Here is a 24,998-nt window from a genome sequence, read left to right as displayed (position 1 = left end):
CATCCGGTGACCGCCGCCGCATGGTCACCCGACGCCTCACGCCTGGCCACCACCTCCCGCGACGGCACCTGCATCATCTGGAACCCCACCACCAGCCACCAACTCACCACCCTGAGCCACACACACCCGGTGACCACCGCCACATGGTCACCCAACCCCGACACATCACGCTTAGCCACCGCATCCGACGACGGCACCTGCACCATCTGGAACCCCACCACCAGCCACCAACTCATGAGATTGAAAGGCAACGCAAGCGGGGTGACCACCGCCACATGGTCACCCAACGCCTCACACCTCGCCACATGCAATCGGCACGGTGTCATCCGCGTCTTCCACCATGACGGCATGCTGGAGCGGGCCTTCGTCTCGGTCCGGTCCCGGATTCCTGGCGTCACCAGCTACGCCAGTTGGACACCCGAGGGGATCGACGTCATGGAAGGTGATGCCTACATCGCCTTGCTCCAGGGCGGCCCGACCCACTACGAGCCCATCCAGCTCCCGGGCCTGTGCTACGAACCCCCGGTCGGCTGACCGCATCACCGTAGACATGCGAGAAAGCCCACCCTAGGCTTGGAAGACGAGGTCGGGGTCGATCTCATCAAAATTCGGCGTTGTCATGACCCGCAGCACCGACACGATGGAGGAAACCTCCTTCTTCTTCGGTGCGGCTCCACGGTCATGAGCCACCTGCTCGACGAGGGCATCAGCGAGACGCCGCAACGAGCATCGGCAATGCACCCGCTGGCTTGCTTTCCTATCGGCACTGTTGCTCGGAGAGGAGATGAGAACGGACTTCATAACGCGATTTCTCCCCTACACGTAACCCCAGAAGGAACGCTCATGTCTAAAAAGATCTACGTATCATTTGGCATCGATATCGATGCGGTAGGAGGCTGGTTGGGCTCCTACGGCGGCCAGGATTCTCCCGGAGACATTTCCCGGGGCATGTTCGCTGGCGAGATCGGAGTGCCCAGGCTGCTGAACCTATTCCGGCAACAAGAATTGCCGGTGACCTGGTATTGGCCGGGGCATTCTATTGAAACCTTCCCGGAACAATTCGATCAGGTGGTGGCCGCCGGGCACGAGATCGGTGTGCACGGTTACTCCCATGAGAACCCGATCGCCATGACTCGTCGCCAGGAGACCGAGATCCTCGACTACTGCACCGATCTGATCGAGAAACGCTCCGGTGTGCGCCCGGTTGGCTACGTCGCCCCGTGGTGGGAGTTCTCCCCCATCACCAATGAATTACTCGTGGAGCGTGGATTCCTCTACGACCACTCCCTGATGCACAATGACCACACTCCCTACTACGTGCGGGTGGGCGACACGTGGACGAATATCAACTACGAGGCCGAATCCGCCTACGAATGGATGAAGCCCCTCATCCGCGGCCAGGAGACCGACCTGATCGAGCTGCCAGCATCGTGGTACCTCGACGATCTTCCGCCGATGATGTTCATCAAGTCCAGCTTTACCTCGCACGGTTTCGTGTCGCCTCGCGACATCGAGCAATTGTGGACCGACCAGTTTGACTGGGTGGTCCGTGACATGGATTACGCGGTGTTCCCGATCACCATCCATCCAGACGTCTCGGGACGCCCGCAGAACCTGCTCATGTTGGAGCGGCTCATCGCCCACATGCGCCAGGCGCAGGGGGTCGAGTTCGCCTACATGAAGGATGTGGCCCTCGACTTCAAACAAAGATTCCCCCGCACCTAGCGACCAAGAAGTGGGCGCCCATGTCATCGTGGGCGCCCACTCGGCAATGGGGCGCCAACGCCAGCAAGCCCTCAGCCCAGCTGTGAGATGGTCTCCAGGCCGTCGCGCACACTGACGAGCTCGGCGAGCACCTCTTCCCAGCGCTGGCGGCTGAGACCCTCCCGCTCCAGGGAAACCGAGATCGCGAAATCCTGGGTGAGGTTCCCGGTGTAGCGCACCGCCACCCCGAAGGCGTAGACCCCGGGATGAGTCTCCCCGTCGTCGACCGCATAACCGCGGCGTCGCACCACGTCCACCTTGGCGAGCAGATCCTCCAGACGCCGCGTCGATCTGGAGGTCCACCTCGGGAAAGCACTCTCCGCACCCGAATACGACGCACGAATCTGTGCATCGGTGCACTCCGCCAGCAGCGCGGCCCCCACAGCGGTGATCGAGGCCGGGAACCTATCCCCCACCATGCCGGTCACCGGCAACGGCGGACGGCCCAGGTGACGAGCCAAGAAGGTGACCGATGTTCCGCAGAGCACCCCCAGATGGGCGATCTGGTCACCCAGCACCCGGCTGTTGGCGATCGCATTCTTGAAGGTCTCGGTGATATCCAGGCCGCGCAGGAACCCCGCAGCGGGACGCAATACCCCAAGATCAAGGTGATACGCGGTGCCATTGCGGGTGACAAAACCGGCAGCTTCCAACGAGGTCATGATCGTCAAGGTCGACGACTTCGCCAACCCCAATTCCCCCGCCAGCTGAGTCAGCGACCAACCGCCGGGACGCTCCGACATGACATTCAAGATCGCCGCCGCACGAGACACCGATGGTGAACCGCGCGGCGGTACCCGGACGCGAGAATCGCTCGTCATTGGCCTGCCTCCCCGCACGGTAGGTCAACCCTGGGAGCCCAGAGCCACCAGCACCTTGCCCGATACTTGCGAATCCTTGGCGACGGCAAATGCCTCCACCGCATCATCGACGCCGATCACATGGGTGACTACCTTGGCAACCTCCGGGGCAGCAGCAATCATCTCAATGGCCTGATCCACCTCGTTATCAAAGCGCATGGTGCCCACCCAGGTGAGCTCCTTCTGCGACAGCGATGCGAGAGTCACATTGACCGGGGTGCCCGGGAACATGCCGATCTGGGCGATCCGTCCGCGAGGCTTGGCGGCCACCAGCGCGGCAGATACAGCCGGAGCAGCCGCCGAGCACTCCAAGACCACATCAAAGGCCGATTCTGGCAGCTTCTGGGTGGCGACGTTGATCACCTCGTCGGCACCGATCAGCTTGGCGCGCTCCAGCGGGCCGTCGAGCACATCAGAGAAGGTCAGGTGCGCAGCACCACGCTGCTTGGCAGCAAACCCGGCCAGCAGACCGATCGGGCCCGAACCCGACACCAGCACCTTGGCGCCGGTGAAGTCACCGATCATGTTGATTCCGTGGAGCACCACACCAAGCGGCTCCGACAAGGCGGCATCTTTGGTGGAGAGTCCCCTCGGCAACACCCGGATCATTTCCTTGTCAACCAGGATGTACTCGGCCATCGCCCCTTGGGTGTGCGGCCAGGTGGAGGCCGAGCCTAGATAGGAGCCACCGGGGCGCAGGTGACGCAGATTCTCCATGCCCTCGGTGATCGGACCGAAGGTCGCCGGGTGCAGGGTCACCAAAGTGCCCTGGGCATACTCTCCCGATGGATCAAGGTCGATGTGACCAGCCATTTCATGACCGGGAATCAGCGGCTCACGCACCACGAAGGTGCCGTTCGCACCGTTGTAGTAGTAATGCAAGTCGGAACCACAGATACCGACGTACTCGACGGCGACCCGCACCTGCCCTTCGGCAGGCTCCGGCACTGGGACCTCGGCAATCTCCAGGTCTTCCTTGCCCTTGATGTACACGGCCTTCATCGGGCCCCTCCTGTCGATTATGGAAAGTATCTAGAAAAGCTAGGCCGGACCGGGATCATCCCAGTCCGGCCCAATCGGCTTAGGCTCCGACGATCAGCCCCATGGCCTTTGGAATGGCCAAGGACAGTGCCGGGACGTACTGGACGACAAGCAGCATGCCAATCAGCGCCAAGAAGAATGGCATCAACGGCTTGATCACGTCTTCGACCTTCTTGCCCGCAACCCGCGCGCCGACGAACAACACCGGCGCCGACGGCGGCGAGATGACCGCAAGACACATATTGAAGATCATCATCATGCCGAGATGAACCGGGTGGATTCCGTAGCCCTGTGCGATGGGCAGGAAGATCGGGGTGAACACCAGCACCGCCGGAGTGGCGTCGAGTGGGATACCGACGACCAGCAGCACGATAGCCATGATGAGCAGGAATACCACCGACGAATCCGTGATCGACGTCATCCATTCACCAATCAGCTCCGGGATGCCGGCGAAGGTCATCGCATAGCTCATGATCTGTGACAAGGCGATCAGGAAGATCACCACCGAGGAGGTCCGGGTCGCCGACAGCAGGATCTTCGGGATGTCACGAATGCTGATCGTGCGATAGACGAAGGACAAGAACAAGGCGTAGACGACGGCGACCGCCGCACCCTCGGTCGGGGTGAAGAAGGCCTTGGTCAGCCCCGGGATGCCCACGATGCCGAAGATGACGATCAAGATGAGCGACACCGAGGGCAGCGCGCCCCACAGCGATTTCAGGAACTCTACCGGCTTCGGCCACCCCTCGCCCTTCAGCCCGGGACGCTTGCGTGCGTAGAAGTAGATGATGACCATGCAGGTCAGGCCCCACAAAATCCCGGGAATGTAACCGGCCAAGAAGAGCGCGCCGACCGAGGCCTGGGAGACCAAGGCGTAGACGATCGTCGTATTCGACGGCGGTATGAGCATGCCCGACGGAGCGGATGCGACGTTGACCGCCGCGGCCCAACCCATGTCGTAGCCGTCCTTCTCCTCCTCGGGAGCCATGATCGCACCGACGGCCGATGCGCCGGCCAGAGCCGAACCCGAGATCGCACCGAACAGCATGTTGGCCAGCACATTCGTCTGAGCCAGGGCACCGGGAGCGGGACCGGTAATGGCCTTCGCCAGATTGATGAGCCGCGCGGCGATGCCGCCTTGGTTCATGATCGCCCCAGCCAATACGAATAATGGGATGGCCAGTAGGGCGAAGGAGTCGATGCCGTTGTAGATCTTCTGCGCCGAAGTGAAGATGCCGGATTCGGGACCCATGAGGATCACCAGACAGATCGCCGACGGAAGACCGATCGACACGGACACCGAGACACCGATGGCCATGAGGCCGAACATGCCCACCACCAAGATGAGCCCAACGAGGGCCGCGTCGCTCATGTCAGATTCCCTCTTCCTGGATAGTCGACAAATCGATGTCCTCTTCGGCAACAACCTTCACCTCGGAGGTGATGGCGTGCACGATGTGGAACAGGCAGTAGATGGTGATCAGCACTCCGGCCACCGGAAGTACCAGGTAAAGCTGACCGGTGGAGAACGGAAGCAGCTCGACGGTTTGGTCGAAGGCCCTGGAGGCCAACTGCCAACCGCCCATCACCATCACCCAGATGGCGAAGACTGCAACAATCGTGTGGGCCAAGATCTCGAAGGCTTTCACCACAACTGGCGGGAATCGGCGGACGAGGAAATCGATCGCAACGTCGTCCTTCTCGCCAATCACATAAGCGGCACCGATGATGCCCTGCCAGATGAAAATGATGCGGGCCATGGCCTCTGTCCAGGCATTGCCGCCGACGGTGAATCTGGCAACGACCTGGAAGACGACCAGCAGCACGAGGGCTGCAAACAACACAATGCAGAACCAGCGCAGGAAAATATCAAGTCCCTGCTGGATTCGGTCCAGGACTTTCATCTGGTGCCTCAATTTCGTCTCTGAAATAGATGGGTGCCTGCCGGGTGAGTCCCGGTGAAGGCGGACGCGCCCCCGTGAACTATAGGTCCGCGGGGGCGCGTTGTGACAGTGTTGTCAGGCAACTGGCAACAGCCGGTTCACTTGGCCGGATTGGCCGCGTTTGCCTCCTGGATTGCCGTGTGCAGCGTCTGCCGGACTTCGTTGTTGACCGACTCCTCGATCAGCGGCTTGACCAGTTCCTTGAAAGCGGCCACGTCATCAACCTCATTGAAGGTGGCGCCCTTCTGCTTGGCGGCCTCTTCGGACTCGGTGATGTACTGGGCGAAGCCGTCATCGGCGAGGTTCTGGACCTCCGGGACTAGCTTGAGCAAAGCCTCGCGATCGGCCTCATCCATTTTCTGCAATGCCTTGGTCGACATCAGCAGGTAATCGGGGATCATCAGGTGACGGGTGTAGGAGTAATACTTCGCCACCTCGTCGTGCTTCAAGGCATCGTAGACGGTCGGGTTATTCTCGGCACCGTCGAGAACACCGGTCTGCAGGGCGGAATAGACCTCGCCTTGACCCATCGGGGTACCGATGCCACCGAGCAACTCCATCATCTTCACCTGGGAATCTGACTGCTGCACCCGGATCTTCATGCCGGTCAGATCGGCCGGAGTCTTGATTTCCTGCTTGGAGTTGTAGACCGAACGGGTGCCAGCGTGCAGGGCGGCCAGAACGGTCAAGCCCTTGGCCTCCTCAAGGGAGGAGAACAGCTCGGAGTTCAGTTCCTCGTTGCGGAAGACGGCCTTCTGCGCCTCGACGGAATCGAACATATAGGGCAGGTTGTAAACGACGAAGTCCTGGTTGAACGACTCCATCACCGGGCCGCCGACGTACATGAACTCGACTGTGCCGTTGGAGACGTTCTGGATGACGTCGGACTGGGTGCCGAGCTGCTCGTTGGCGTAAGCCTTGATGGTATAGCGACCCTGGGTGGCCTCTTCCAGCTTCTTGCCGAACTCAACGGCAGCCTTGTACTGCGGATGCTGTTCGGTCTGGTTGAAGGCCAGCTTGAAAGTGGTCTTCGCGCCGCCACCGGTCGAGGAGCCGCCGCCGCAAGCAGCAAGGCTCAGGGAGAGCAGACCCACGGCACCGGTTACCAGGATGCGGGAGAGCTTCATTGTGTACCTCCTGTGGTACCTGATTCCTAACGTTGTTCACGCTGAAGTCGACGATGAGATCAGTGAGATGGCCCTGCCCGACATGATATTGCGTCAAATCGAACAGAGTTCAGCTCGTTGTCCCGGAGTCTAGGAACCGGTTTCCAGGCTGGTCAACTCAATACAACACTGTTTTGAGAATGTGACCTGTTCGTGATCTTGCTTGTCAAGCGCTTATCGCCTGGAGCACGAAGGCCCGCGAGAGGCCTCATCGCAGTTCATGGGCGGCGTCTCCCACCCTCCGCAGTCAGGCTCACCGCCAGATCCAAGACGCAGATCTACGCCGCACAGGCCACAAAGCCACGCCGATCGCCACGGCCGCAACGCCGATGTCGTCATTGACCGTTACGCCACCAGGCAGCGCGCACCCCTGCGCCTCCAGCAACTTGGGGAAAAAGGGCAGGGTTGCGGGTCACGAAACCGGGGTCGGCGGATCCCACGAGCAGATTCAACGACTGGTGCCCCCGGGTTTTTCCACCCGGGGGCACCAGCGAAACGCCTTCAGTGCAAGATCACTTGGCAGGATGCGCGGCGTTGTTGGCCGTGATGGTCTCAGCGAGGGCCTTGCGGGTCTCGTTCGCGTTGATCGACTCATCTACCAGCGGCTGGACGAGATCCTTGAAGGCCTGCTTGTCCTCAACCTGGTTGAACTGCGCACCGATCGAGGTGGCGTGCTCAATGGAGGACTCAGTGAAGGCCTGGAAACCGTCGGAGGCCATGGCCTGGATCTCCGGGACGATCTTCTTGAATGCCTCCTGGTCTTCCTCGCTCATCGCGTTGAGAACCTTGGTGGAGACGAGCAGGTAGTCCGGAATCATCAGGTGCTGGGTGTAGGAGTAGTACTTTGCCACCTCGGACTGCTTGAGAGCATCCCAGGTCGGCTCGTTGTTCTCGGCACCATCAATGACACCGGTCTGCAGGGCGGAGTAGACCTCACCGTTGTTCATCGGGGAGGCGACCGCACCCATAGCTTCGATCATCTTCACCTGGGAATCCGACTGCTGCACCCGGATCTTCAGACCGTTCAGATCGGCCGGGGTATTGATCGGGCGCTTGGAGTTGTACACATTACGGGAACCGGCGTATACCCCGGCCAGGACGGTGATCGACTTGGACTCCTCTATGGAGGTGTACAGCTCCTTCATCGCGTCGAGATCGGCCATCGTCGCCCGGAACGACTCCACAGAATCGAACATGTAGGGCAGGTTGTAGACAACGAAATCAGGGTTGTAGGACTCCATCACCGGACCGCCGACCCACATCATCTCGACCGAGCCATTGGACAGGTTCTGGATGACGTCGGCCTGACCGCCGAGCTGCTCGTTGGCGTAGACCTTGACGGTGTAACGACCCTGGGTGGCCTCTTCCAGCTTCTTGCCGAACTCAACGCCGGCTGTGTACTGAGGATGCTGTTCGGTCTGGTTGAAGGCCAGCTTGAAGATGGTTTTCGCACCACCACCCGAGCCCGCTCCCCCGCCACAAGCGGCCAGGCTCAGGGACAGCAAACTGACAGCTGCGGTAGTGACGATCTTTGAGATCTTCATGTGCACCTCTCTTCTGGCGACCCGACATTGGGCCCACTACGGAACAAACATGTTCTTCACGACGGCCCGGGTGAGCCTCGGATTGGTCCGAGCCTAGAAGCGGCAACGCGCCCACGGCAACGCATCCGATGAATCTACCGGCACCGCCGGGGTCGTCAGCCCCGTCTCGGTACTGGTCGGTCACTGCCGCGATTATCTGGGTTTGACAAGTCTTTTTATCGTCGGTGGCGAGGAAGGTGTTTTCACATCCTGGCACAGTTCCCTATACGGAACTGTGATCAAGTTGCCATAGTTGACCTGAGCGGCGATCGCTTGAGTGCAAGCGAGTTAATCAAGATTGGGGCATCTTGCCCCGCGATGAGTCTCGGCAGCAACACCGGACACCACGGCTGGGGGACGAATGGGGGTGAACATGGCACCAGGAGGCTGCTGATCACCCTCAGCAACCTCCTGGGTCTTGAGGGAAGCGTAGATCGAATTTGATCGATTCGCCATTCAAGACCACCGCGTGGTATGCGAGCGAAGAATCAAGCCAGCAGAGGTCTGACGTCTGACTAAAAATATTTATCGCCTTCAGCCGATCGCTGCAGGAGAAGTCGAAAAATCTCTTGTGAGATCCGAGACAGAAGAAAATTCTTTTTAATGTCTAGAAATGGCATCAAGTTGCAGCAACGGTTGAGGTTCTCGTGTGGGTTCAGCCATCGTCAGCGATGCGGCTTGCTTCGTTGATGCGTCGCGCGAGAGCCCGGGTCAGATAGTCGTCGAGATCGTCATTTTGCTGCCCAGCCTGCTGTTTGACCCGAGCCGGGGTAGGCCGCGAGGGCGCCAACCGCACCCCGGTGATGCGCTCCTTCAAACCACCGGGCACAGTGAGCAGGTAGTAGTTGCCGTCCTCCCCGATGGCGGCGGAGCGGTCTACGCTGATATACCAGCCTTTCTTGTCGGTGCGTGCAGTTCCGCCACCAGTCAGCTTGGCACGCAACGGTTCGGGAGGAACCCCTCGCCGGGTAGTCTCGTCGATGAAACCTGTGATGACATCGCGGACCTGCCTCGCGTCACAGATCGCTTCGGCGGATTGTACAGACCTCATGGCACCCGGACGATTGCTAGGCTCGCCCGGATCGGAAGGGGTCACGACGTTGTGACTCATCGATCCTCCTGTCGTAACTCAATCATGTAACCAAAGCAACGGCCATCTGTCAGGCGAAACGTCATTTTGGTGAGCCTCTTTGGCAATGGAAAGACCGCGGTCGGACCACCGGTGGAACCTCCTCCGCCCACGGTGCGGGACAGTCGCAGGATCAGAACAACCCGATCGCCGGTGGAGTCATCACGTGGGTAAACGACTGCGGCCATATCATGAGCCCGTGGACGGACTACGACGGATGAGGCGGCTCACCCGGCACGCCGCTTTCAGACGCATGGTAGGCGTACGACTCGCCACCCAGTCCGGCGACGCGGTCATCCAGATCGGCATGGCCTCCTATGTGCTGCTGAATCCACAGTCGCAAGCCGATGCGGCTGCGGTCGCCGCAGTGATCGCCTTGGTGATGATGCCGATGGCCGTCGCCGGGCCGTTCGTTGGGCCTATCTTGGACAGATTCGCGCGCACCTCGACGGTGCGGGTGAGCGATCTGACCCGTAGCGTATTGGCGGTCGTGCTGGCCATCCTCGTTGGCACGGGCCGCACGAGTGGTGGCTGGCAGGTGCTGCTGGCCGTCGTGCTGGTGATCGTGCTGTCGTTGAACCGGTTGCAGCTCGCTGGACTTGGGGCGGGCATGCCGCACACCGTCGATGACGACGAATACTTGGATGCGGCCGCCGTTATGCCGATGCTCGGACCTGTAACAATGCTTGTCGCTGGCGGGTCGGCTGCCGGATTGCGGCTCGGGGCCGGACGCCTTGGCCTGCCGCCGGGACCCAGCGATGTCCTGGTTTTCGGGATCGCTGCCGGATTGTTCTGCACCGGGGTCTGGATCCTGCGCGGCTTCACCCGCACCGCGTTGGGCCCCACGACACGGCGGGTCTCCTCCATCACCTCGGTGTTCACCGGCCTGCGCCAGGCCTTCGCCGAATTGGTTGCGGCACGCCCAGCGCTCAACGGGGTGCTGCTCGTCTTCGCTTCACGCGCTGGCTACGGGTTGTTGATGACGATGATTGTCGTGCTGTACCGCCATCACTTCCCCTCCGACGGGGTCGAGACCTCGGTGCTGTCAATGGGAGTGTGGTTCGCCGCCACCGGCGCCGGTTTCGCGACCTCAGGGCTAGTCGCCGCACCGCTGAGCGCCCGCACCGGTCTGTGTCGCATGATGATGATCGCACTAGGCACCGCAGCCCTCGCGCAGATCATCGCAGGGGCCACCCTCGTCCCCGTGGTGATGATCGTCTGTGGGCTGGTTGTCGGGCTGTGCCTTCAGTCGATCAAGATCGCAGCCGATACCTTGGTGCAGGCCCACATCAGCGACGAAGCCCGCGGCCGGGTCACCCTGATGCACGACATCATCAACAATTGCGGTTACGTGACCGGGGCCGTCATTGCCGCCTTGGTGCTGCCACCCGACGGCTTCTCGATCCCGGCAGGGGTGGGGCTTGGGGTGTGGTTCGCCCTGCTCGCGGCATGGTTCTGGGCAGTCAGCCGTGGGACGACTGAGGCCTACGACGTCGGAACCGTCAACGCCCACTGATCGTGATGCCGCCCGGTGATCAAGGATGAAGCAAGGAGTGCGATGAGTGAAGTCCTAGTCGTTGGCTCGTTGAATGTCGATGTCATCGTCCGCACACCGCGGTTCCCCGCACCCGGGGAGACGATCCTCGGCGACGAGATCACCCGTTGCCCTGGCGGCAAGGGGATGAACCAAGCAGTGGCGGCTTCCCGGCTAGGAATGACCAGCGTCGGCTTGGTGGGCTGTGTGGGAGACGACCCGGATGGCGAGTGGTTGACCGCCCTGGCCGACCGCGACCAGGTGGAGTGTCGGCTGAGTACCGTCGCGGCCCCCACCGGCACCGCATTGATCACCGTGGACCACACCGGTGAGAACACAATCATCGTGGTGGGCGGAGCGAACAATGCGGTGACCTCCACCCAGATTCATGAGCAGATCACGCTCGCCCGCCCGGAAGTGGTGACGACGATGCTGGAGATCCCGATGGATGCGGTGATGGCCGCTGCCCGGGCCGGGCAACAGATGGGGGCCCGGGTGATCCTCAACCCATCACCCTTCCAGTCCTTACCAGATGAGCTTCTGGTGGATACCGACGTGCTGGTGCTCAACGAGGTGGAGATCGAACAGGCGACCGGCCTGAGCTGGAGAGAGGACCGGGCGAGGATTACCGGGTGGCTGGCCGAGCGACAACTGCTGGGAGTGGTGACCCTGGGAGCCGTCGGCGCCGCCGTCATCCGGGACCGGCAGATCACCGAGATCGCATCCCCGAAAGTGCAGGCAGTGGACACGGTCGGTTGCGGGGATGCCCTCACCGGAGCCCTAGCCGTGCGACTAGCCCGAGGTGATGACGTGGAGCAAGCCACCGCATTCGCCTGCCGGGTAGCCGCCCACGCGGCAACCGGTTATGGCGCCCAGCCCTCCTACGGAACAGCGGAACAGGTGGGCGCCCTTGGTTGATTCCGCGTCGACTGGGCAAGCACCCGAGAGAACCGGCACGATCCCTCCCCGCTGCGGATAACCGGTCACGTTGCTGATGGGCCCACCCTCACGACACCACACCCGGGCGATTGCGGCCCTCGACAACCTGCTGCAACACCTCAACCGTGTCGGGACGCAGATCAACGCCCATCGTCCGGGCGCGACGAGTGATCTGCAATACCAAGGGGTCGATATGCTCCCGTTCCCCGCTGTGGGCGGCGATCTGTAAGGCGGTGACCAATAGCGATTCATCGTCCGGGGCCGCCCACCTGGCCCGTTCGACGGCCCATCGTGCGGTTTGCGGGTCATCGGCGGCGAGACTGCGCCGGGCAAGCACCACGCCCATATCACAGATCATGGCGCTCATATCGTTGCGCAGTTGTTCGGCCCATACCCATTGCCCGGGCGCCGCGTCGGCCAGCGGGGCACCCCGCACCAGTTCGAGGCCCTTGCGCAGCGCCTCGCTCGTCGCCCGGTTCACTCCCCCGCTCACGAGAATCTGCATCTCCTCCCAATCGGAAGTCACCGCCGGGTGAAGCATGATCCGCCCGGTGTAGGCATCGGGCAGATAGGGCTCCCCGGCATCATCGTTGCCCAGCCAGGTACGCAGCCTGCTCATATTGGACCGCCTGGTCGTTTCCGCAACGACTAGGGCATCGGCCATCACCGAGGCCGACGCACCGGGGTGCAGCAACAGCCAGGCCGCGTACTCGATGCACTGCTTCATGGCTCGGGCGGGCGTGGGCCCGCGTGCGCCCTCCAACTCGACAGGTCCCATGAGTTTCACCACCGGATGCCCAGCGGAATCAGTGGTTGGGGAGCTGACCACGGAAGGCACCTCCATCATGGCTGGAGCGACTGCGGCAGTGAGGGGGCTGGGGAGTCCGGCAGCCGGGGAGTGATCCCACCAAGGAGCCTCCGGGTACTGGGTGTCGTCGGCCACATTGAAGATCTCCTCCAGCACCCGGCGAGCCGGAGCGTGCAGAAGATTGGGGCGGAAGGTGCCGATCACCTCGTCGTGCAGCGCCCACTGCTCGTCGACGCGGACCTGGTGACCAGGCAGATCGCCGTCGGTGTCCCCGGCACACTGCACCACGGCAACACCGAGACCGGCCAGCCTGCCGGGATCGACCCGCAGGCCAGGGGCCTCGACGACGAACACCATCGTTGGCCAGTCGGTGTCGGCGATACTCATTCCCGTCGCCAAATGCTGGGACCTCATGGCGATCACATGCTCCAACCGCTTCACTGCCGTCGTGGAATAACACGTTGTCAAAAGCGGTTCATCGAGGCTGTCGAGCCATGCGAAGGAGGTACCCCCGCACACGATCTCCATGGACCGGCGCTCCACGTCAACCGCCAGTGCGGCCGCGATGGCGTTGGCCATGGAGACATCCAAGCCGTCGGGACCCCGGATCACCGTCACGGCATCGGCGATCACATCGCGCCTGAGATCCTGGCCCAATTCGACGGTGGTAGCCCCGGCCTCAACGGTCTCGGACTGCGCGGCCCGGCTGGCCAGCACGGCCTGCTCTATGGCGAGACCGGGGCGCAACGCCGGGAGCCGGAACCCGACCGGCCGACCCGCGAGCTGCCGCCTTCGCCGCACCGCGAAAGCCGTCGCCAACCCGGCACCCATCACTCCGGTGAATAAGCTCGTTGCGAGCACCGGGGCCGGGACATGCGCCACCGGAACCGGGTTCCCGTCGCCTTGTGGCCTGGGAACCGGATCGGTCGGGGTGCCGGGTTCCCCGGCTGTAGTCGCCGGTTGGCCACCCGGTATCCCGGGTGATTCACCGGAGCTGGCGGGTTCACCGGATGAAGTTGACCGGTCGGGCATCGTGGAATCTCCGGGCGCTGCAGAATCCTCTGCCGGGTCGGTTCGCCCCACCCGGGCGGCTTCCCCGACCGAATCTGGCCCCGTGGGAAGATTGAGGATCATCCCCACCCCAAGGATGTCCGGATCCGCCAGCTCGGGGTTCACCGCTGCGATACGCCACCAGGCCTGCTCATCGCCCAGATGCGTGCGGGCCAGGCCGCTGAGTGTGTCCCCCTCGGCGACGACGATCTGCTGCGGCGGGGTGGGATCGGGAACGAAAAGCAGTACCCCGCTCGGCAGTACATCGGTGTCGTGGGGCAGCAGGGTCCGGTTGGCCTCCGCCAGCCGACGCCATCGGGTGCCGTCTCCGTAGTAGCGCTCGGCGAGACTCCACAGGTCATCACCCGGTGTGGTGAGGTGGTGCACGCCCTGTTCATCCTCCGGGGCATCGTCCACGACGCCGATGGTCTGCGTGGTGGCCTGCCCTCCCGCAGGCGCACCAGGCAGAGCCGCGACGGCCTCCGGGACCACCGGCGGGTGGGTGATCATGCCGAGAATCGCCGTCGCCAGCACCACGGTGAGCGGATGGAAAAGGCCCACCAGCGGGATCCTGCGTCGCGGTAGGCGCCCAGTGAGCCCATTCACCAGATCGACCAGCAGGGATGCGGTGAGTAATCCCCATGCAATCCAGCCGACGACGGTCACCAGCCCCAGCACCAGCGAACCGTCGTCCCTCGTAGTAAACAAGCTCGTCCACTCGATATCGCCGAAGATATCAAGGCGTCCAGCGAACACCAGCAGAGCGGCTCCCCCGACAACGAGCAGCAGACTAGCGACGATGGCCACCAACCCCTTGAGCAGTTCAGCTCCCCTCATGGCGACCTCCTTCGATGGGTGTCCAGGGCTTCCTGGGCGGTGGCAGTGAACCGGTGCCGTCCACCGAGTCCGGCAACTCCCAGATCGGACATGTCCACGGTGCAGGAAACCCGGACTCCGACGGTGGCGGGGGCTCCGAGGGGCGCCCAGTACCCCGACGTGTCGACGCTCACCCCGATATCGGCGCATCGCAGCCCCACGGTGTCCAAATCCGCCCGCACGGCCTGTTCCGCCACCCGAGGGGCGGCTGCGGCACTGTTGACTATCGAAGCGGCACGCGCCGCTGAGGCTGCGGCATCGGCAAGCTTGGTGCGGGCAGCATTGATCCGCCACCCAATACCGAGTGCCCCGATGAACAAGACGATTACCGGGACGATGACTGCCACCTCGGTGGCGGCTGCTCCTCGCTGCCTGTTCATGACGGCTCCTTCATCCTGGTGGCATCTGCAGCGACCCGGTTCAGTTTCCCAGGCAGTAATGTGACGAGCTCCGCCCGCACCTCGACGATCACCCGCTGGCCATCGTCGTTGATCACCACCGTCACCTCCCGCAGACCGGCCTCATTCGCGACGCGAAGAGCAGCACCCCGGGCATCGCCGGGGCCGTTGCCGAGAATCGCCGCCCGCTCCGCACCGGTCATCGCCGCCTGCTGGATGGCAGAGCGTCCGACCATCCACGTACCCGCTTGGATGATCATGAAGATGCACGCGAAGACGAGCGGGGCGAGCACGGCCCACTGGACCGAATCACTCATCCCACGGCAATGACGATCCACCGGGGGCATCATGTCAGCCCAAATTCGCGAGTTTGCCCTTGACGAATGTGGTGACCAGCCCGACGACCGTGATGGCCAAGGCGACGGCGCCAGTGAGCAGGATCGCATTCTCGGTGGACTGAGACAGGCCGCGAGGATCGGTGCGTTCACGGTGGTGGAACTCGACAAGCTGTCCGACGAACCGGTTGCACAGTGAAGTGACCCCCGGGGAAACCATCCGTCGGTAACCGGTCCTTGGGTTGGGTTGGTGTGAGTCCATCGTCTTCTCCATTCATCAGGGGTCGGTCATCAGAAGCGGCAGTCAGCCGGAGGCCATCCGCAGCATCGGCGGGATCAGCATCGCAAGCGCGAAGATGATCACCGGGATGGTCATCCACAAGGTCATTCGTTCGCTTGTCCGGGTTGCTTCCTGCTTCTCTGCGCCGAGATGGGCGTCGCGGAGTTCAGCAACCCGGGCCGACAGCACGTCGGCGAGGGATGCGCCCTGGTCTTCCAGTCGCATGATGTCGGCGATATCGGCAATCGCTGGGATGGACAATTCCTCGGCGCACCGGTGCAGATCCCGCCACGGGGGACGCTGCTCCAGCCTGGCCTGGGTGAGAGCCGAACGGATGTGGCGGAACACCGGGGCGTCGGAGAGCCCGGCCGCAGCATCCAGCGCCCCGGTGGCACTCTGGTTGGCGAGCCTCTCCAAGAGCACCAGGTCGAAATAGGTGCTCACCGCCTCCCGAGCATCGCTGTCGGTGCGAGTCTGCGAGGAGCGAAGGGCGATATCCGGCCAGAACCAGCCCAGGATCCCGGCAGCCAAGCCGACGACCAGCGGCAGGGACCACCCGATGGGAATCACCAAGGAGAAAACGAGGGTGGCCAAGGAGGGCAGCATCAGCCCGGCCAAGCAGAGGAAGGCCTTGTGAACGAAGTAATCACCGATTGAGCGGCCCTCCAAGGTGAGCATCGTCACGGTGCGCTCCGGTAATGGCAGTCTCAGCCTCTGATAGGCAAGGGCACCAAGATTCTCCAGCCGCGAGCTCTCGTCGATCACCAAGGCAGGCCCGGAACTTTCCCAAGTGTCATCGCCTTGGCCGGTGAGCTGTTCCAATGCCGGGCCAAGAGCAGGCGGGGCCTCGCGCAGTCCACAAACGACCAGCCACACCCCACCAGCCAGCAGGGCTGCGGCAATGACCGCCACACCGAGGCTCGGATCAGGCATGGCTCACCTCCGATCTGGACACGACGAGGATCCGTGCCCGGCGTGGTGGCAGGGCGAGCCTGCGCAGCATCACCAACGACCCTAGATAGCAGGCTCCCAACCCGAGCCCGAGCAACTGTCCTAGTGGGGTGGTATAGGGGTGGAAGTAGCCAGGGGACATGACCATCACCAACACCAGGCCGCACAGGGTGATCAAAGTAACCTGGCGCACCACCACCTGAGGTTTCGCGCGTTCGGCGTTGATCTCCCGCAGTGCGCGAAGTCTCGCCTGGATATTCGCGGCGAGCGCATCAAGGGTTGTCGACGCGCCAACTCCGCCGCGTTCGGAGATGAGTACCAAGGCAGCACAGATCGCGTCGGCATCCGCGGCATCCAGTTCGTCGGCCATCGCCAGCAACGCATCCCGGACACTCCACCGAGCACCGAGCCGGTCTAGGAAGGAGGTGATTACCCCAGCCAGAGCGGGCGGGGCCTGGGCACGAGTGGAGCGGACGGCATCGGAAACCGATTTCCCGGTGGCGACCGCAGCCGCCAACAACCGCACCCATCGGTCCAGCGCTTCGAGCAGTTCGACGTCGGGATGCGGGATGCGCCCGAGCAAATCCGGCAGCATCACCGCCATCACCGGCAACAGCACCACCGCGGGCACGATCCCGGTGATCAAGGTGATCACCGCACCTGCGGCGAAACCAACCCCGCCACGAATCTGCACCGAACGGGAGGGCAACCGCCAGCGGCCTCGCCGCAGAGACCTACCGGGAAACCTCAACCCAATACCTCGGATCCCGGCGGTCACCAAGCACCCACCTAGCAGGATGAGAGCTGCCGCCACAGCGGGAAACGCGGCATTCATGGCGTACTCCACACCGGGGCAAGCTCATTCATCAGGGTGGCACTCGGCTGGAATTCCAGCGGCTGCCCGTTCGCATCGGCCCGGTAGGCCACATGGGTGACGGGCCGGTCACGTTCCAGTGCCCCGGTGATCTCACGGATCTCGGAGATGAAACGACGTCGCACCCCGCCACGCCAGGTGTCGTCGACCAGGCAGATGTGCACGAGCAGGTGCAGGTTGAAGGCGATCTGCCGGAAGGCGTCGTTGATATCCAGCACCCCGCCCTGGGCAGCCCGGGCGGCCAATCGATCCATGGTTGACGAAGCGGAGTGGGAGTGGGTTGTGCTCATCGTGCCTGCGCCGGACTGCATTGCCTCGAACATGGCCCCGGCCTCCGCGCCGCGCACCTCGCCGACGATCACCCGGGACAGATTCTGCCGCAGCGCTTCGGGAATGAGATCGGCGACGGTGTACTCGCCGACCCGGCGCCCATCACGGTACTCCCCCAGCCCGGTACGGGCCTGCAGGGCGATCATGTTGCGTCGTCCGGGCAACAGATGGGTGAGCAGTTCATAGTCTGTTTCCAAGGTGCCGATCCGTTCGGTGGATGGGATAGCGGCGATCAGCCCCCGCAACAAGGTGGTCTTCCCTGCGCCTTGGTCACCACTGATCACGATGGAGCGGTGGGCCCGCACGCAGGCGGCCAGGAACCGGGCCACTTCCAGAGGCATCAATCCGCGGTGTGACAAGGTATTCAGGTCGACATCGGTGAGCAGGTGCTGGCGGATCACCACCGACGGGCGGTCGGCGATACCGAAGCCCATGGCATGCAGCCGGAACCGGTCGCCGAGGGCCAGGGTCATCGTGGGATGGGCATCGTCGAAGGCCCGGGGTGGGTTCGCCGTCGCACCGAGGAAACGAATCGCATCGACGAATTCCTCATCGGAATCGGCGACCGGGGCATGCGGCACCCTGCGTCCATCGCCGTACTGAACGATGACGCAGTCGAAGCCGTGGATTTCGATATTTTCCGCGTCGGGAATGTCGAACAGCGGCTGCATCCTCCCATAACCGAAGATGGCGTCCTCGGTGGCTGAGGCATATGCCTGTTCCAGGGTGAGATCCCACAGCTCCCGCCCGCTCGCCGATAGGCGCTGGGCGTGTTCGCGCACGACGCGACGGATGACCGAGCGGCCCATCATCCGGCGATCAGCCTCGGCCATCGTCGTGCCGTTCTCGGTAGCCCAGTGCTGGGTATTTTCGTTGATCCTCTCCGAGGCTGCACGTCGTAAGGCGACAACCTCGGCCCAGTCAATTCCGGTTTCCCGCTCGGGAGTGGGGTTCGGCTGGCTGTTTGCGACCCCACCGATGCCCGGAGGGCAGGGGCGCAGGGCAGAGAGCGCCTCGCCCAGGGGAGGTGGGGGCAGCTCGGAGTCGATACGGGGGCTCATCGGGATGCTCCTGCCATCCGGTCACCGGCATTACCTGGGGCCGTGTTGCGGAATCCTTGATGAGCTCCGACCCCTGGAAGGCCACGATGGGATGTCACCGGCAGTGGCCTGCCGGGATCGGCAGGATCCTCGGGAAGGGATCGTGCCCTTCGGGCAGGGGTACTCACCCCAGCCGCCGGGCATAACCTCGTGGTAAGCGCACGATAACCGCGCCACAAGGGACGATCAGTCATCTTGCGGGGTTGTGACGCCCCATCGGAGAGCACCTGGGCGACGGCGGTGTCGAGGGGCAATTCGCCGAGCAGTGGGATCTTCAGGTGCTTGCTGATCTCGGCTGCGGAATAGGGGTGACCGGCGCCGACGACCACCAACCCGGCTAGAGTGCCGTGGCGGGTAGTCTCGGTGGACAGTTCATCCCAGAAGACCTTGGTGACACCCACTTGGGCGAGACTCGACCTACTGACCAGCAGCAGTTGACGGGCCGCAGCGAGCAATGGGCTGGGAAGGCCCTCGGGCCCGAGGCGGCCGCAGTCGACGATGACATCGCCGTCAAAATCATCGAAACCCCGTACCAGCCGGTCCCAGAAGGGCTCAAAGAGCCGGGCCTGGCCAGGATGGGTAAACCCCGGCAGAAAACGACGCCGGTGATCGTCTGCCTCCAGCGCGATTGCTTGATCGTGGGGGCTCACCCGCTCTGTCCCCGACCGGTATTCCTGGGCCAGGCCAGCCAACCCACGCCCACCGGCCGGTGCTCCCCTCAGGTATCCGGCAAGCACCGATTGCATCGGATGAGGATCGGCATCGGTCAAAAGCACCGCTCCCGGCCAGGTCAGGGCGAGGCCCAGGGCGGTGGTCGTCGCCCCCGGCGAGCCACCGGCGCTGGTCACCAAGGTGATCGGCATCAGACTCCCTCCCACACGAGCACCACCTGGTCGGCGGCAGCCAGGGCCGCGACTTTCGAGGCCTGACTGGCATCAACCTCCACGTCGACGAGCCAGCTTCCCTGGGCGGAGCGGGTCGGCGGGGCCACCACCATTCCCGGGGTATCCACCGTGACCTCCCCATTGGCACCAGCGTCCACCCCGATAACCCGGATGCGGGCACCGGACGGTAATGGCCGGTTGGGCAGTCGGCCGTCGGGCAGGGCGAGCCCGATATGGGCGCGACCTGGGGTAACCATCTGAGCGGTGAGTGCCGATGGGTCGATAATCACCCCGCTGGGAAGATCACGAGCGGCACGAGCCCCGAGAAGGGTGCCGATGTCGGTTGCCGGGATCCTCATCACCTGGACGGTGGCAGCGATCTTCACGGTGGTGAGATCTTCACGGACAATCACTTGACCAGCAGGAATATCGCGAGCGGTGACGACGATCGCGACCTCATCGCGCCCCGCGGTCCACAACCAGGCGCTCCCCAGCGCGCCGAGGCACACGAGCAGCACCCCGGCGATGATAAGGCGCGGGTTGCGTCGCGTCGACGGGCGGGCAGGGTGTGGAATGTGCGCGTCCGGTTCGAGCCGAGCACCGTTACCCGCCCGGCGGCTCGACGCAATCACGGTGGGTGAGACGCTCATGGAGGTGAGCCTTTCCGCTGCTGATGGGGGCTTTCACAGCAAAAACACCATATTCACCGCCAAGCGGCACCCACAATGGGTCCACTGGATTTGTGGACAACTTGATACACAGAGGGGTATCCGGGGCACCCACCGGCCGCTGTTTTCACACGTCACCCACAACCGCGCATGGTGCCTGATCACAGCCGTGGGCAGGAATTCCCACAGGAAACAGCGCATCGGGTGACCAGACAAGGTGGTGACAATCCGCGGGCATTCTGGCCCCACCCGCGCCATCCACCGATACCATGATTTTTTGTCAGACACCGGCGTCGCGGATTCAGATCCGTCCCTGTAGGGAGAACTCGTGGAAGCGCTTGTTCCTTGGTGGGGAATCATCCCCTTCGTCATCATGTTGCTCAGCATCGCCTTGATGCCGCTCATTCCGGCCACCGCCCACCGGTGGGAGGACTGGCGGTTCCAACTCGGCGTCGCCCTCATCCTCGGGGTGCCGACGGCCATCTGGGTGGCCCAGCTCCTGAACTGGGGCCGAGTCGGTCATGCTGTGTTCGAGTACGTGCAGTTCATCTTGTTGCTGTTCGCCTTGTTCGTGGTCTCCGGCGGGTTATTCCTCAAAGGTGATATCCGAGCCATCCCACGCAACAACACCATCGCTTTAGCCATCGGTGCGGTCATCGCATCGTTCATCGGCACCACCGGCGCCGCAATGCTGCTCATCCGCCCCCTGCTCAATATCAACCAGGAACGCGACAAAAAAGTCCACACCGTGATCTTCGCGATCCTGGTCGTAGCCAACAATGGTGGCATGCTCACCCCCCTGGGTGATCCCCCGCTGTTCATGGGCTTCCTGCGCGGTGTGCCATTCACCTGGACCTTCCAGTTGCTGCCCATGTGGGCCTTCATCAATATCATGCTGTTGGCGATCTACTACGCCCTGGACACGAAGGCCTATGCGCAGGAAGACATCGTCGCCAAGGTACGCGACGACGTGGAGATCGAGCCGATCCGCATCCTGGGAGCCTCCTCGTTCTTCTGGTTCACCATGGTGATCGCGGCCGTCGCGCTGGTACCGTCAGCCGATCTGCACGCCATTGAGGAGGGCCACGCCGCGTGGACCGCCTATGTACCTTTCCGGGAGATCGTCTTCCTCACCGCCGCCGCGGGCTCCTATCTGACCGGGTCGAAGCAGGTACGTTTCGAGTACAACCAGTTCTCCTGGGGCCCGATCCGTGAGGTGGCGGTCATCTTCATCGGCATCTTCCTCACCATGATCCCAGCCCTGGAATACCTCGGCCAGGTGGCCCACAACCTGCCGCTCAACACCATCACCTTCTATGTCTTCTCCGGTTCGCTGTCCGCCTTCTTAGACAATGCCCCCACCTACGCCACCTTCTTCGAGATGGCTTCGGTGCTCGGCAATGACCCGAGTGTGCTGCCCGGCGTCGCCCGGGTGGTGGCGACTGGTGTTCCGGTGTACTGGCTGGAGGCGATCTCGGTGGGTTCGGTCTCCTGCGGTGCCATCACCTACATCGGCAACGGTCCGAATTTCATGGTGAAAGCCGTCGCCGAGGAGCGCGGGGTGGCGATGCCGTCCTTCGGCGGCTACATCGGCTGGACCCTGCGTTTCCTGGTTCCCACCCTGATGGCGATGGTCTGCCTGTTCTTTGCCGAGCCGGTGTGGGCCAAGGCCCTGGGCGCAGCGATCACCCTATTCCTGCTGGGTGAGTCCTTCATCACTTGGCGGCGCTACCATGGCCGCGGCCAATACACTCCGGTGATCATCGACGGTGATGTCGACGGAGACGGCCACGAATTCTAGGACTGACAAAGCACAACGGGCCCGCGGCGGATTCCCACCGCGGGCCCGTTGCGTGAGGTCACTCGTCCGCAGGATCTTCTTGCGCCGCCGGGATCTCACCGGTCTTGTGGGCCTCGTCGATCATTGCACCCACGCCGGCACCTGGCGGGGTCTGGGCCACGGCCAGGGCGAAGTCGTCGCCATGCTGCGAGACGCCCTCGACGATGGCGGCTTCGATGGCCGTGCGTGCATAGCGGCCGCGCACGATCATTGGATCGGTGTACAGGTCACGCACTAGGGCCACAGCCATCGCTAGCATGACGAAAAGGAATGGCAGGGCCGCCATGATGGTCACCGACTGGAGACCATTCAGGGCATCCGAGCCGCCGACGACCAACATGACCGCGGCGACGGCACCGGTGGCGGCACCCCAGAAGATGACCGTCCACCTGCGGGGTTCGATGGTGCCGTTCTCGGAGATGGTGCCCATCACGATGGAAGCGGCGTCGGCGCCCGATACGAAGAAGATCGCCACCAAGATCATGACGATCACCGAGGTGATCACCGACAACGGCATGGTGTCGAGCAGGGCGAATAGCGTGGCCTCCGAGGAGCCAGCCTCGGAGATTCCGGCACCGGACTGTTCCGCGTGGATTGCAGCACCGCCGAAGATCGCAAACCACACCAGGGACACCGCGCTGGGCAGCAGCAGCACCCCGGCGATGAACTGACGGATTGTCCGCCCCCGCGAGATGCGGGCGATGAACATACCGACAAAGGGAGTCCAGGAGATCCACCAGGCCCAGTAGAAGATGGTCCAACTACCCAGCCAGACCGAGGCATCGGAGCTGGTGGCACCGGTGCGGGCCGCCATCGCCATGAGATCTTGCAGGTAGGTGCCCAGGGCGGTGGGCAACAGATTGAGGATGAACACCGTCGGCCCGAGAACAAAAACGAAGAGCGCGAGCACGACGGCCAGCACCATGTTGATGTTCGACAGATACTGGATGCCTTTGGCGACTCCGGAGACCGCGGACAGGATGAAACAGATAGTCAACACCGTGATCAGCAACACATAGAAGACATTGCCGACGTTGTCCGCCCAACCGACGATGCGGGCTCCTTCGGCGATCTGCAGGGCACCGATGCCCAGCGAGGTGGCCGAACCAAACAGGGTGGCGAAGATGGCGAAGACGTCGATCACCTTTCCTGCCGGGCCGTAGGTATTTCGCCCGAGCAGCGAGGAGAACACCCCAGAGATGGTCAGCGGGCGGCCCTTACGGAACACCGAGTAGGCAATGGATACCCCGACGAGGGCGTAGATCGCCCACGGGTGCAGGCCCCAGTGAAACAGGGTGGTTGACAGCGCGACGCTGGTCGATCCGGCGTCGCCAGTTCCCGGCGGGGCGGTGACGAAATGGGACAGCGGCTCGGCGGCGCCGTAGAACATCAGACCGATCCCCATGCCTGCCGAGAACATCATGGCCACCCACGAGGCGGTGGAGAACTCGGGAGTCTCGCCATCGCGGCCCAGGGGGATGTTGCCGTACTTCGATGCGGCCAGCCACAAGATGAAGAACACCATGCCGGTGGCCGACAGCGCGAACAACCAGCCCATGTTGGTGACCACCCAGGACAGCCCAGCGTCGGCGGTGGCCTTCAGCGACGAAGGGGCGGCGATGCCCCATAGCACGAAGGCGATGACTACACCTGCCGAGATCCCGAAGACCACCTTGTCGAGGGTGCCCGGGCGCTCGGATTCCATTCCCTCGGGCAACGGCTCCAGTGCCGGATGGTCCGGGATGATGGCCTTCTCGCGCGGGGTGGGGGCGCCCGTGACAAGCGTGCGTATCGTCTGGGTCGCGACCCTCGCGGCCCTGGACCTGGTATGGGGCTGATATGACATGTATGACCCTCCTCATCGGGTTGAAGAGCAGGACAAGAATAATTCACGAACCGGTCATCACCGCCTGACGGATGAACACAATCATGATCCGAGCCAGAATCCGACTGCCGTCTTGAGGCAAGTCGAGGAACGACGCCAGGTGCGCACTTTCACCGCGCCGAAGCTCACCGCCGACGGGCAGACCAGCCCCGCGACGATGTAACGCATGCCACGTTCCTAGCCCGTGACGATTAACGCTTCAGTGGCGTCTCTCAATAGAGCTTCTTGTGTCATCTCACGACTGACTGACACGACGCCAGAATGTTTCAACGTCCGGTTGGAGAACATCTCCATCTCATCGGACCTTCTCAGAGGAAGAAACCATGCTGTCATTAATCGGAATGATCATCGTCGGTGCCGTACTCGGCGCCCTCGCTCGGCTCATCATGCGGGGCAATCAGAACATCTCAATCCTGTGGACCATCTTGCTGGGCGCCGTGGGTGCATTCATCGGAGGCGCAGTAGCCAGCTTCTTCAACGTCGCCCACACCGACGGGATAGATTGGATCAGGTGGGCCCTGTCCCTCGTGGCCGCCATCGTTTCGATCTCCATCTACCTGAGCATCACCGGCCGCAAGTAGCCCTCAGCGCCCTGAAGTGGGTTGTGTGGAGGCCCTCACCGCCTCCACACAACCCACTTCACCATTTTTGACGCACGCCACAGAATAAGTTCGTGAGGATTTCCTAGTCCGCGGCGTCCTTCTTTAAGCGCGGCAATCATGACGGGCAGCAACACCAGTCAGTCAAGTCGGCCACTCAC

25 protein-coding genes and 1 pseudogene are annotated in these 24,998 nt (G+C 63.0%); 7 read left to right on the top strand and 19 right to left on the bottom strand.

Annotated elements, in window-relative coordinates; all coding sequences use genetic code 11:
• Positions 1 to 6 precede the first annotated feature (6 nt).
• Positions 7 to 285, top strand: a pseudogene (locus HMPREF1531_RS14400) (WD40 repeat domain-containing protein); the annotation flags it as partial.
• 63 nt (positions 286 to 348) lie between these two features.
• Positions 349 to 534 carry a hypothetical protein gene (locus HMPREF1531_RS14105; protein ID WP_232210224.1) on the top strand — a complete coding sequence of 62 codons (186 nt, stop codon included), beginning with the start codon at positions 349 to 351 and terminating at the stop codon, positions 532 to 534.
• A gap of 33 nt (positions 535 to 567) precedes the next feature.
• Here the strand turns inward: HMPREF1531_RS14105 and HMPREF1531_RS04600 are convergent, their stop codons facing one another.
• The gene (locus HMPREF1531_RS04600; protein WP_016668746.1) at positions 568 to 801 is read right to left on the bottom strand and encodes a hypothetical protein; all 234 of its coding nucleotides are present in this window, start codon (positions 799 to 801) and stop codon (positions 568 to 570) included.
• A gap of 42 nt (positions 802 to 843) precedes the next feature.
• Here HMPREF1531_RS04600 and HMPREF1531_RS04595 point away from each other — a divergent pair, with 42 nt between their 5' ends.
• Positions 844 to 1,725: a polysaccharide deacetylase family protein gene (locus HMPREF1531_RS04595; RefSeq protein WP_016668745.1), complete on the top strand. Its 882-nt coding sequence runs from the start codon at positions 844 to 846 to the stop codon at positions 1,723 to 1,725.
• Between the two features lie 71 nt (positions 1,726 to 1,796).
• Here HMPREF1531_RS04595 and HMPREF1531_RS04590 read toward each other — a convergent pair whose 3' ends face one another.
• The 7 genes from HMPREF1531_RS04590 to HMPREF1531_RS12815 all read right to left on the bottom strand — a co-directional run bounded on the left by HMPREF1531_RS04590 (position 1,797) and on the right by HMPREF1531_RS12815 (position 9,408).
• Positions 1,797 to 2,585, bottom strand: coding sequence for an IclR family transcriptional regulator (locus HMPREF1531_RS04590; RefSeq protein ID WP_016668744.1), 789 nt, complete (start codon positions 2,583 to 2,585; stop codon positions 1,797 to 1,799).
• A gap of 24 nt (positions 2,586 to 2,609) precedes the next feature.
• Positions 2,610 to 3,626: a zinc-binding dehydrogenase gene (locus HMPREF1531_RS04585; protein WP_016668743.1), complete on the bottom strand. Its 1,017-nt coding sequence runs from the start codon at positions 3,624 to 3,626 to the stop codon at positions 2,610 to 2,612.
• A 79-nt stretch (positions 3,627 to 3,705) separates the two neighbouring features.
• Positions 3,706 to 5,037, bottom strand: a complete 1,332-nt coding sequence (locus HMPREF1531_RS04580; RefSeq protein ID WP_016668742.1) for a TRAP transporter large permease — start codon at positions 5,035 to 5,037, stop codon at positions 3,706 to 3,708.
• 1 nt (position 5,038) lies between these two features.
• Complete coding sequence (locus tag HMPREF1531_RS04575) at positions 5,039 to 5,569, bottom strand: TRAP transporter small permease (RefSeq protein WP_016668741.1); 531 nt, start codon at positions 5,567 to 5,569, stop codon at positions 5,039 to 5,041.
• A 137-nt stretch (positions 5,570 to 5,706) separates the two neighbouring features.
• On the bottom strand, positions 5,707 to 6,735 hold the full coding sequence (locus HMPREF1531_RS04570) for a TRAP transporter substrate-binding protein (protein ID WP_016668740.1): 1,029 nt from the start codon (positions 6,733 to 6,735) through the stop codon (positions 5,707 to 5,709).
• A 551-nt stretch (positions 6,736 to 7,286) separates the two neighbouring features.
• A complete protein-coding gene (locus tag HMPREF1531_RS04565; RefSeq protein ID WP_016668739.1) occupies positions 7,287 to 8,318 on the bottom strand; it encodes a TRAP transporter substrate-binding protein in 1,032 nt (343 codons plus the stop codon).
• Positions 8,319 to 9,012: 694 nt separating this feature from the next.
• A complete protein-coding gene (locus tag HMPREF1531_RS12815; protein WP_198010988.1) occupies positions 9,013 to 9,408 on the bottom strand; it encodes a hypothetical protein in 396 nt (131 codons plus the stop codon).
• A gap of 277 nt (positions 9,409 to 9,685) precedes the next feature.
• Between HMPREF1531_RS12815 and HMPREF1531_RS04555 the strand changes: the two genes are divergently transcribed.
• Positions 9,686 to 11,002, top strand: a complete 1,317-nt coding sequence (locus tag HMPREF1531_RS04555; protein WP_156860172.1) for an MFS transporter — start codon at positions 9,686 to 9,688, stop codon at positions 11,000 to 11,002.
• A 42-nt stretch (positions 11,003 to 11,044) separates the two neighbouring features.
• A complete protein-coding gene (locus HMPREF1531_RS04550) occupies positions 11,045 to 11,938 on the top strand; it encodes a ribokinase (RefSeq protein ID WP_016668736.1) in 894 nt (297 codons plus the stop codon).
• Between the two features lie 88 nt (positions 11,939 to 12,026).
• Here the strand turns inward: HMPREF1531_RS04550 and HMPREF1531_RS04545 are convergent, their stop codons facing one another.
• Genes HMPREF1531_RS04545 through HMPREF1531_RS12810 form a run of 9 tightly spaced genes read right to left on the bottom strand, consistent with a single transcriptional unit; the run spans position 12,027 to position 20,495 of the window.
• Positions 12,027 to 14,654 (bottom strand): LysM peptidoglycan-binding domain-containing protein, encoded by a 2,628-nt coding sequence (locus HMPREF1531_RS04545; protein ID WP_016668735.1) that lies wholly within the window; start codon positions 14,652 to 14,654, stop codon positions 12,027 to 12,029.
• Positions 14,651 to 15,073, bottom strand: coding sequence for a TadE/TadG family type IV pilus assembly protein (locus HMPREF1531_RS13855; RefSeq protein ID WP_016668734.1), 423 nt, complete (start codon positions 15,071 to 15,073; stop codon positions 14,651 to 14,653). The genes HMPREF1531_RS04545 and HMPREF1531_RS13855 overlap by 4 nt, the downstream gene beginning before the upstream one ends.
• Positions 15,070 to 15,408 carry a TadE family protein gene (locus HMPREF1531_RS04530; RefSeq protein ID WP_036897224.1) on the bottom strand — a complete coding sequence of 113 codons (339 nt, stop codon included), beginning with the start codon at positions 15,406 to 15,408 and terminating at the stop codon, positions 15,070 to 15,072. Before HMPREF1531_RS04530 ends, HMPREF1531_RS13855 begins: the two co-directional genes overlap by 4 nt.
• Positions 15,409 to 15,442: 34 nt before the next feature.
• On the bottom strand, positions 15,443 to 15,688 hold the full coding sequence (locus tag HMPREF1531_RS04525; RefSeq protein ID WP_016668732.1) for a hypothetical protein: 246 nt from the start codon (positions 15,686 to 15,688) through the stop codon (positions 15,443 to 15,445).
• Positions 15,689 to 15,730: 42 nt separating this feature from the next.
• On the bottom strand, positions 15,731 to 16,639 hold the full coding sequence (locus HMPREF1531_RS04520) for a hypothetical protein (RefSeq protein WP_016668731.1): 909 nt from the start codon (positions 16,637 to 16,639) through the stop codon (positions 15,731 to 15,733).
• Positions 16,632 to 17,492, bottom strand: coding sequence for a type II secretion system F family protein (locus HMPREF1531_RS04515; RefSeq protein ID WP_016668730.1), 861 nt, complete (start codon positions 17,490 to 17,492; stop codon positions 16,632 to 16,634). The genes HMPREF1531_RS04520 and HMPREF1531_RS04515 overlap by 8 nt, the downstream gene beginning before the upstream one ends.
• Entirely contained in the window at positions 17,489 to 18,922 is a 1,434-nt protein-coding gene (locus tag HMPREF1531_RS04510; RefSeq protein WP_016668729.1) for a CpaF family protein, read from the bottom strand. The genes HMPREF1531_RS04515 and HMPREF1531_RS04510 overlap by 4 nt, the downstream gene beginning before the upstream one ends.
• Positions 18,919 to 19,824: a hypothetical protein gene (locus HMPREF1531_RS04505; RefSeq protein ID WP_016668728.1), complete on the bottom strand. Its 906-nt coding sequence runs from the start codon at positions 19,822 to 19,824 to the stop codon at positions 18,919 to 18,921. The genes HMPREF1531_RS04510 and HMPREF1531_RS04505 overlap by 4 nt, the downstream gene beginning before the upstream one ends.
• Complete coding sequence (locus tag HMPREF1531_RS12810) at positions 19,824 to 20,495, bottom strand: SAF domain-containing protein (RefSeq protein WP_016668727.1); 672 nt, start codon at positions 20,493 to 20,495, stop codon at positions 19,824 to 19,826. The genes HMPREF1531_RS04505 and HMPREF1531_RS12810 overlap by 1 nt, the downstream gene beginning before the upstream one ends.
• A gap of 346 nt (positions 20,496 to 20,841) precedes the next feature.
• Between HMPREF1531_RS12810 and HMPREF1531_RS04495 the strand changes: the two genes are divergently transcribed.
• Positions 20,842 to 22,314 carry a sodium:proton antiporter gene (locus HMPREF1531_RS04495; RefSeq protein WP_016668726.1) on the top strand — a complete coding sequence of 491 codons (1,473 nt, stop codon included), beginning with the start codon at positions 20,842 to 20,844 and terminating at the stop codon, positions 22,312 to 22,314.
• A 58-nt stretch (positions 22,315 to 22,372) separates the two neighbouring features.
• Here HMPREF1531_RS04495 and HMPREF1531_RS04490 read toward each other — a convergent pair whose 3' ends face one another.
• Complete coding sequence (locus tag HMPREF1531_RS04490; RefSeq protein ID WP_016668725.1) at positions 22,373 to 24,199, bottom strand: BCCT family transporter; 1,827 nt, start codon at positions 24,197 to 24,199, stop codon at positions 22,373 to 22,375.
• Positions 24,200 to 24,280: 81 nt separating this feature from the next.
• Positions 24,281 to 24,406, bottom strand: a complete 126-nt coding sequence (locus tag HMPREF1531_RS14295; RefSeq protein WP_016668724.1) for a hypothetical protein — start codon at positions 24,404 to 24,406, stop codon at positions 24,281 to 24,283.
• A 155-nt stretch (positions 24,407 to 24,561) separates the two neighbouring features.
• Between HMPREF1531_RS14295 and HMPREF1531_RS04480 the strand changes: the two genes are divergently transcribed.
• Positions 24,562 to 24,819 carry a GlsB/YeaQ/YmgE family stress response membrane protein gene (locus tag HMPREF1531_RS04480; protein WP_016668722.1) on the top strand — a complete coding sequence of 86 codons (258 nt, stop codon included), beginning with the start codon at positions 24,562 to 24,564 and terminating at the stop codon, positions 24,817 to 24,819.
• Positions 24,820 to 24,998 lie beyond the last annotated feature (179 nt).

Origin of the sequence: Propionibacterium sp. oral taxon 192 str. F0372, from assembly GCF_000413315.1 — a bacterium.
GTDB lineage: Bacteria > Actinomycetota > Actinomycetes > Propionibacteriales > Propionibacteriaceae > Brooklawnia.
Note: the sequence above shows the minus strand (reverse complement) of the source record. Positions and strands in the feature narration are given on the sequence as shown.

What these genes read in the sequence shown, in the direction of transcription:
- HMPREF1531_RS04575 (WP_016668741.1), bottom strand. Translation starts at nt 5,569, where the DNA reads ATGAAAGTCCTGGACCGAATCCAGCAGGGACTTGATATTTTCCTGCGC.
- HMPREF1531_RS04595 (WP_016668745.1), top strand. Translation starts at nt 844, where the DNA reads ATGTCTAAAAAGATCTACGTATCATTTGGCATCGATATCGATGCGGTA.
- HMPREF1531_RS04545 (WP_016668735.1), bottom strand. Translation starts at nt 14,654, where the DNA reads ATGAGGGGAGCTGAACTGCTCAAGGGGTTGGTGGCCATCGTCGCTAGT.
- HMPREF1531_RS04490 (WP_016668725.1), bottom strand. Translation starts at nt 24,199, where the DNA reads ATGTCATATCAGCCCCATACCAGGTCCAGGGCCGCGAGGGTCGCGACC.
- HMPREF1531_RS04600 (WP_016668746.1), bottom strand. Translation starts at nt 801, where the DNA reads ATGAAGTCCGTTCTCATCTCCTCTCCGAGCAACAGTGCCGATAGGAAA.
- HMPREF1531_RS14105 (WP_232210224.1), top strand. Translation starts at nt 349, where the DNA reads ATGCTGGAGCGGGCCTTCGTCTCGGTCCGGTCCCGGATTCCTGGCGTC.
- HMPREF1531_RS04570 (WP_016668740.1), bottom strand. Translation starts at nt 6,735, where the DNA reads ATGAAGCTCTCCCGCATCCTGGTAACCGGTGCCGTGGGTCTGCTCTCC.
- HMPREF1531_RS04480 (WP_016668722.1), top strand. Translation starts at nt 24,562, where the DNA reads ATGCTGTCATTAATCGGAATGATCATCGTCGGTGCCGTACTCGGCGCC.
- HMPREF1531_RS13855 (WP_016668734.1), bottom strand. Translation starts at nt 15,073, where the DNA reads ATGAACAGGCAGCGAGGAGCAGCCGCCACCGAGGTGGCAGTCATCGTC.
- HMPREF1531_RS04585 (WP_016668743.1), bottom strand. Translation starts at nt 3,626, where the DNA reads ATGAAGGCCGTGTACATCAAGGGCAAGGAAGACCTGGAGATTGCCGAG.
- HMPREF1531_RS04580 (WP_016668742.1), bottom strand. Translation starts at nt 5,037, where the DNA reads ATGAGCGACGCGGCCCTCGTTGGGCTCATCTTGGTGGTGGGCATGTTC.
- HMPREF1531_RS12810 (WP_016668727.1), bottom strand. Translation starts at nt 20,495, where the DNA reads ATGAGCGTCTCACCCACCGTGATTGCGTCGAGCCGCCGGGCGGGTAAC.
- HMPREF1531_RS04590 (WP_016668744.1), bottom strand. Translation starts at nt 2,585, where the DNA reads ATGACGAGCGATTCTCGCGTCCGGGTACCGCCGCGCGGTTCACCATCG.
- HMPREF1531_RS04530 (WP_036897224.1), bottom strand. Translation starts at nt 15,408, where the DNA reads ATGAGTGATTCGGTCCAGTGGGCCGTGCTCGCCCCGCTCGTCTTCGCG.
- HMPREF1531_RS04520 (WP_016668731.1), bottom strand. Translation starts at nt 16,639, where the DNA reads ATGCCTGATCCGAGCCTCGGTGTGGCGGTCATTGCCGCAGCCCTGCTG.
- HMPREF1531_RS04525 (WP_016668732.1), bottom strand. Translation starts at nt 15,688, where the DNA reads ATGGACTCACACCAACCCAACCCAAGGACCGGTTACCGACGGATGGTT.
- HMPREF1531_RS14295 (WP_016668724.1), bottom strand. Translation starts at nt 24,406, where the DNA reads ATGCGTTACATCGTCGCGGGGCTGGTCTGCCCGTCGGCGGTGAGCTTC.
- HMPREF1531_RS12815 (WP_198010988.1), bottom strand. Translation starts at nt 9,408, where the DNA reads ATGAGGTCTGTACAATCCGCCGAAGCGATCTGTGACGCGAGGCAGGTC.
- HMPREF1531_RS04505 (WP_016668728.1), bottom strand. Translation starts at nt 19,824, where the DNA reads ATGCCGATCACCTTGGTGACCAGCGCCGGTGGCTCGCCGGGGGCGACG.
- HMPREF1531_RS04565 (WP_016668739.1), bottom strand. Translation starts at nt 8,318, where the DNA reads ATGAAGATCTCAAAGATCGTCACTACCGCAGCTGTCAGTTTGCTGTCC.
- HMPREF1531_RS04510 (WP_016668729.1), bottom strand. Translation starts at nt 18,922, where the DNA reads ATGAGCCCCCGTATCGACTCCGAGCTGCCCCCACCTCCCCTGGGCGAG.
- HMPREF1531_RS04550 (WP_016668736.1), top strand. Translation starts at nt 11,045, where the DNA reads ATGAGTGAAGTCCTAGTCGTTGGCTCGTTGAATGTCGATGTCATCGTC.
- HMPREF1531_RS04515 (WP_016668730.1), bottom strand. Translation starts at nt 17,492, where the DNA reads ATGAATGCCGCGTTTCCCGCTGTGGCGGCAGCTCTCATCCTGCTAGGT.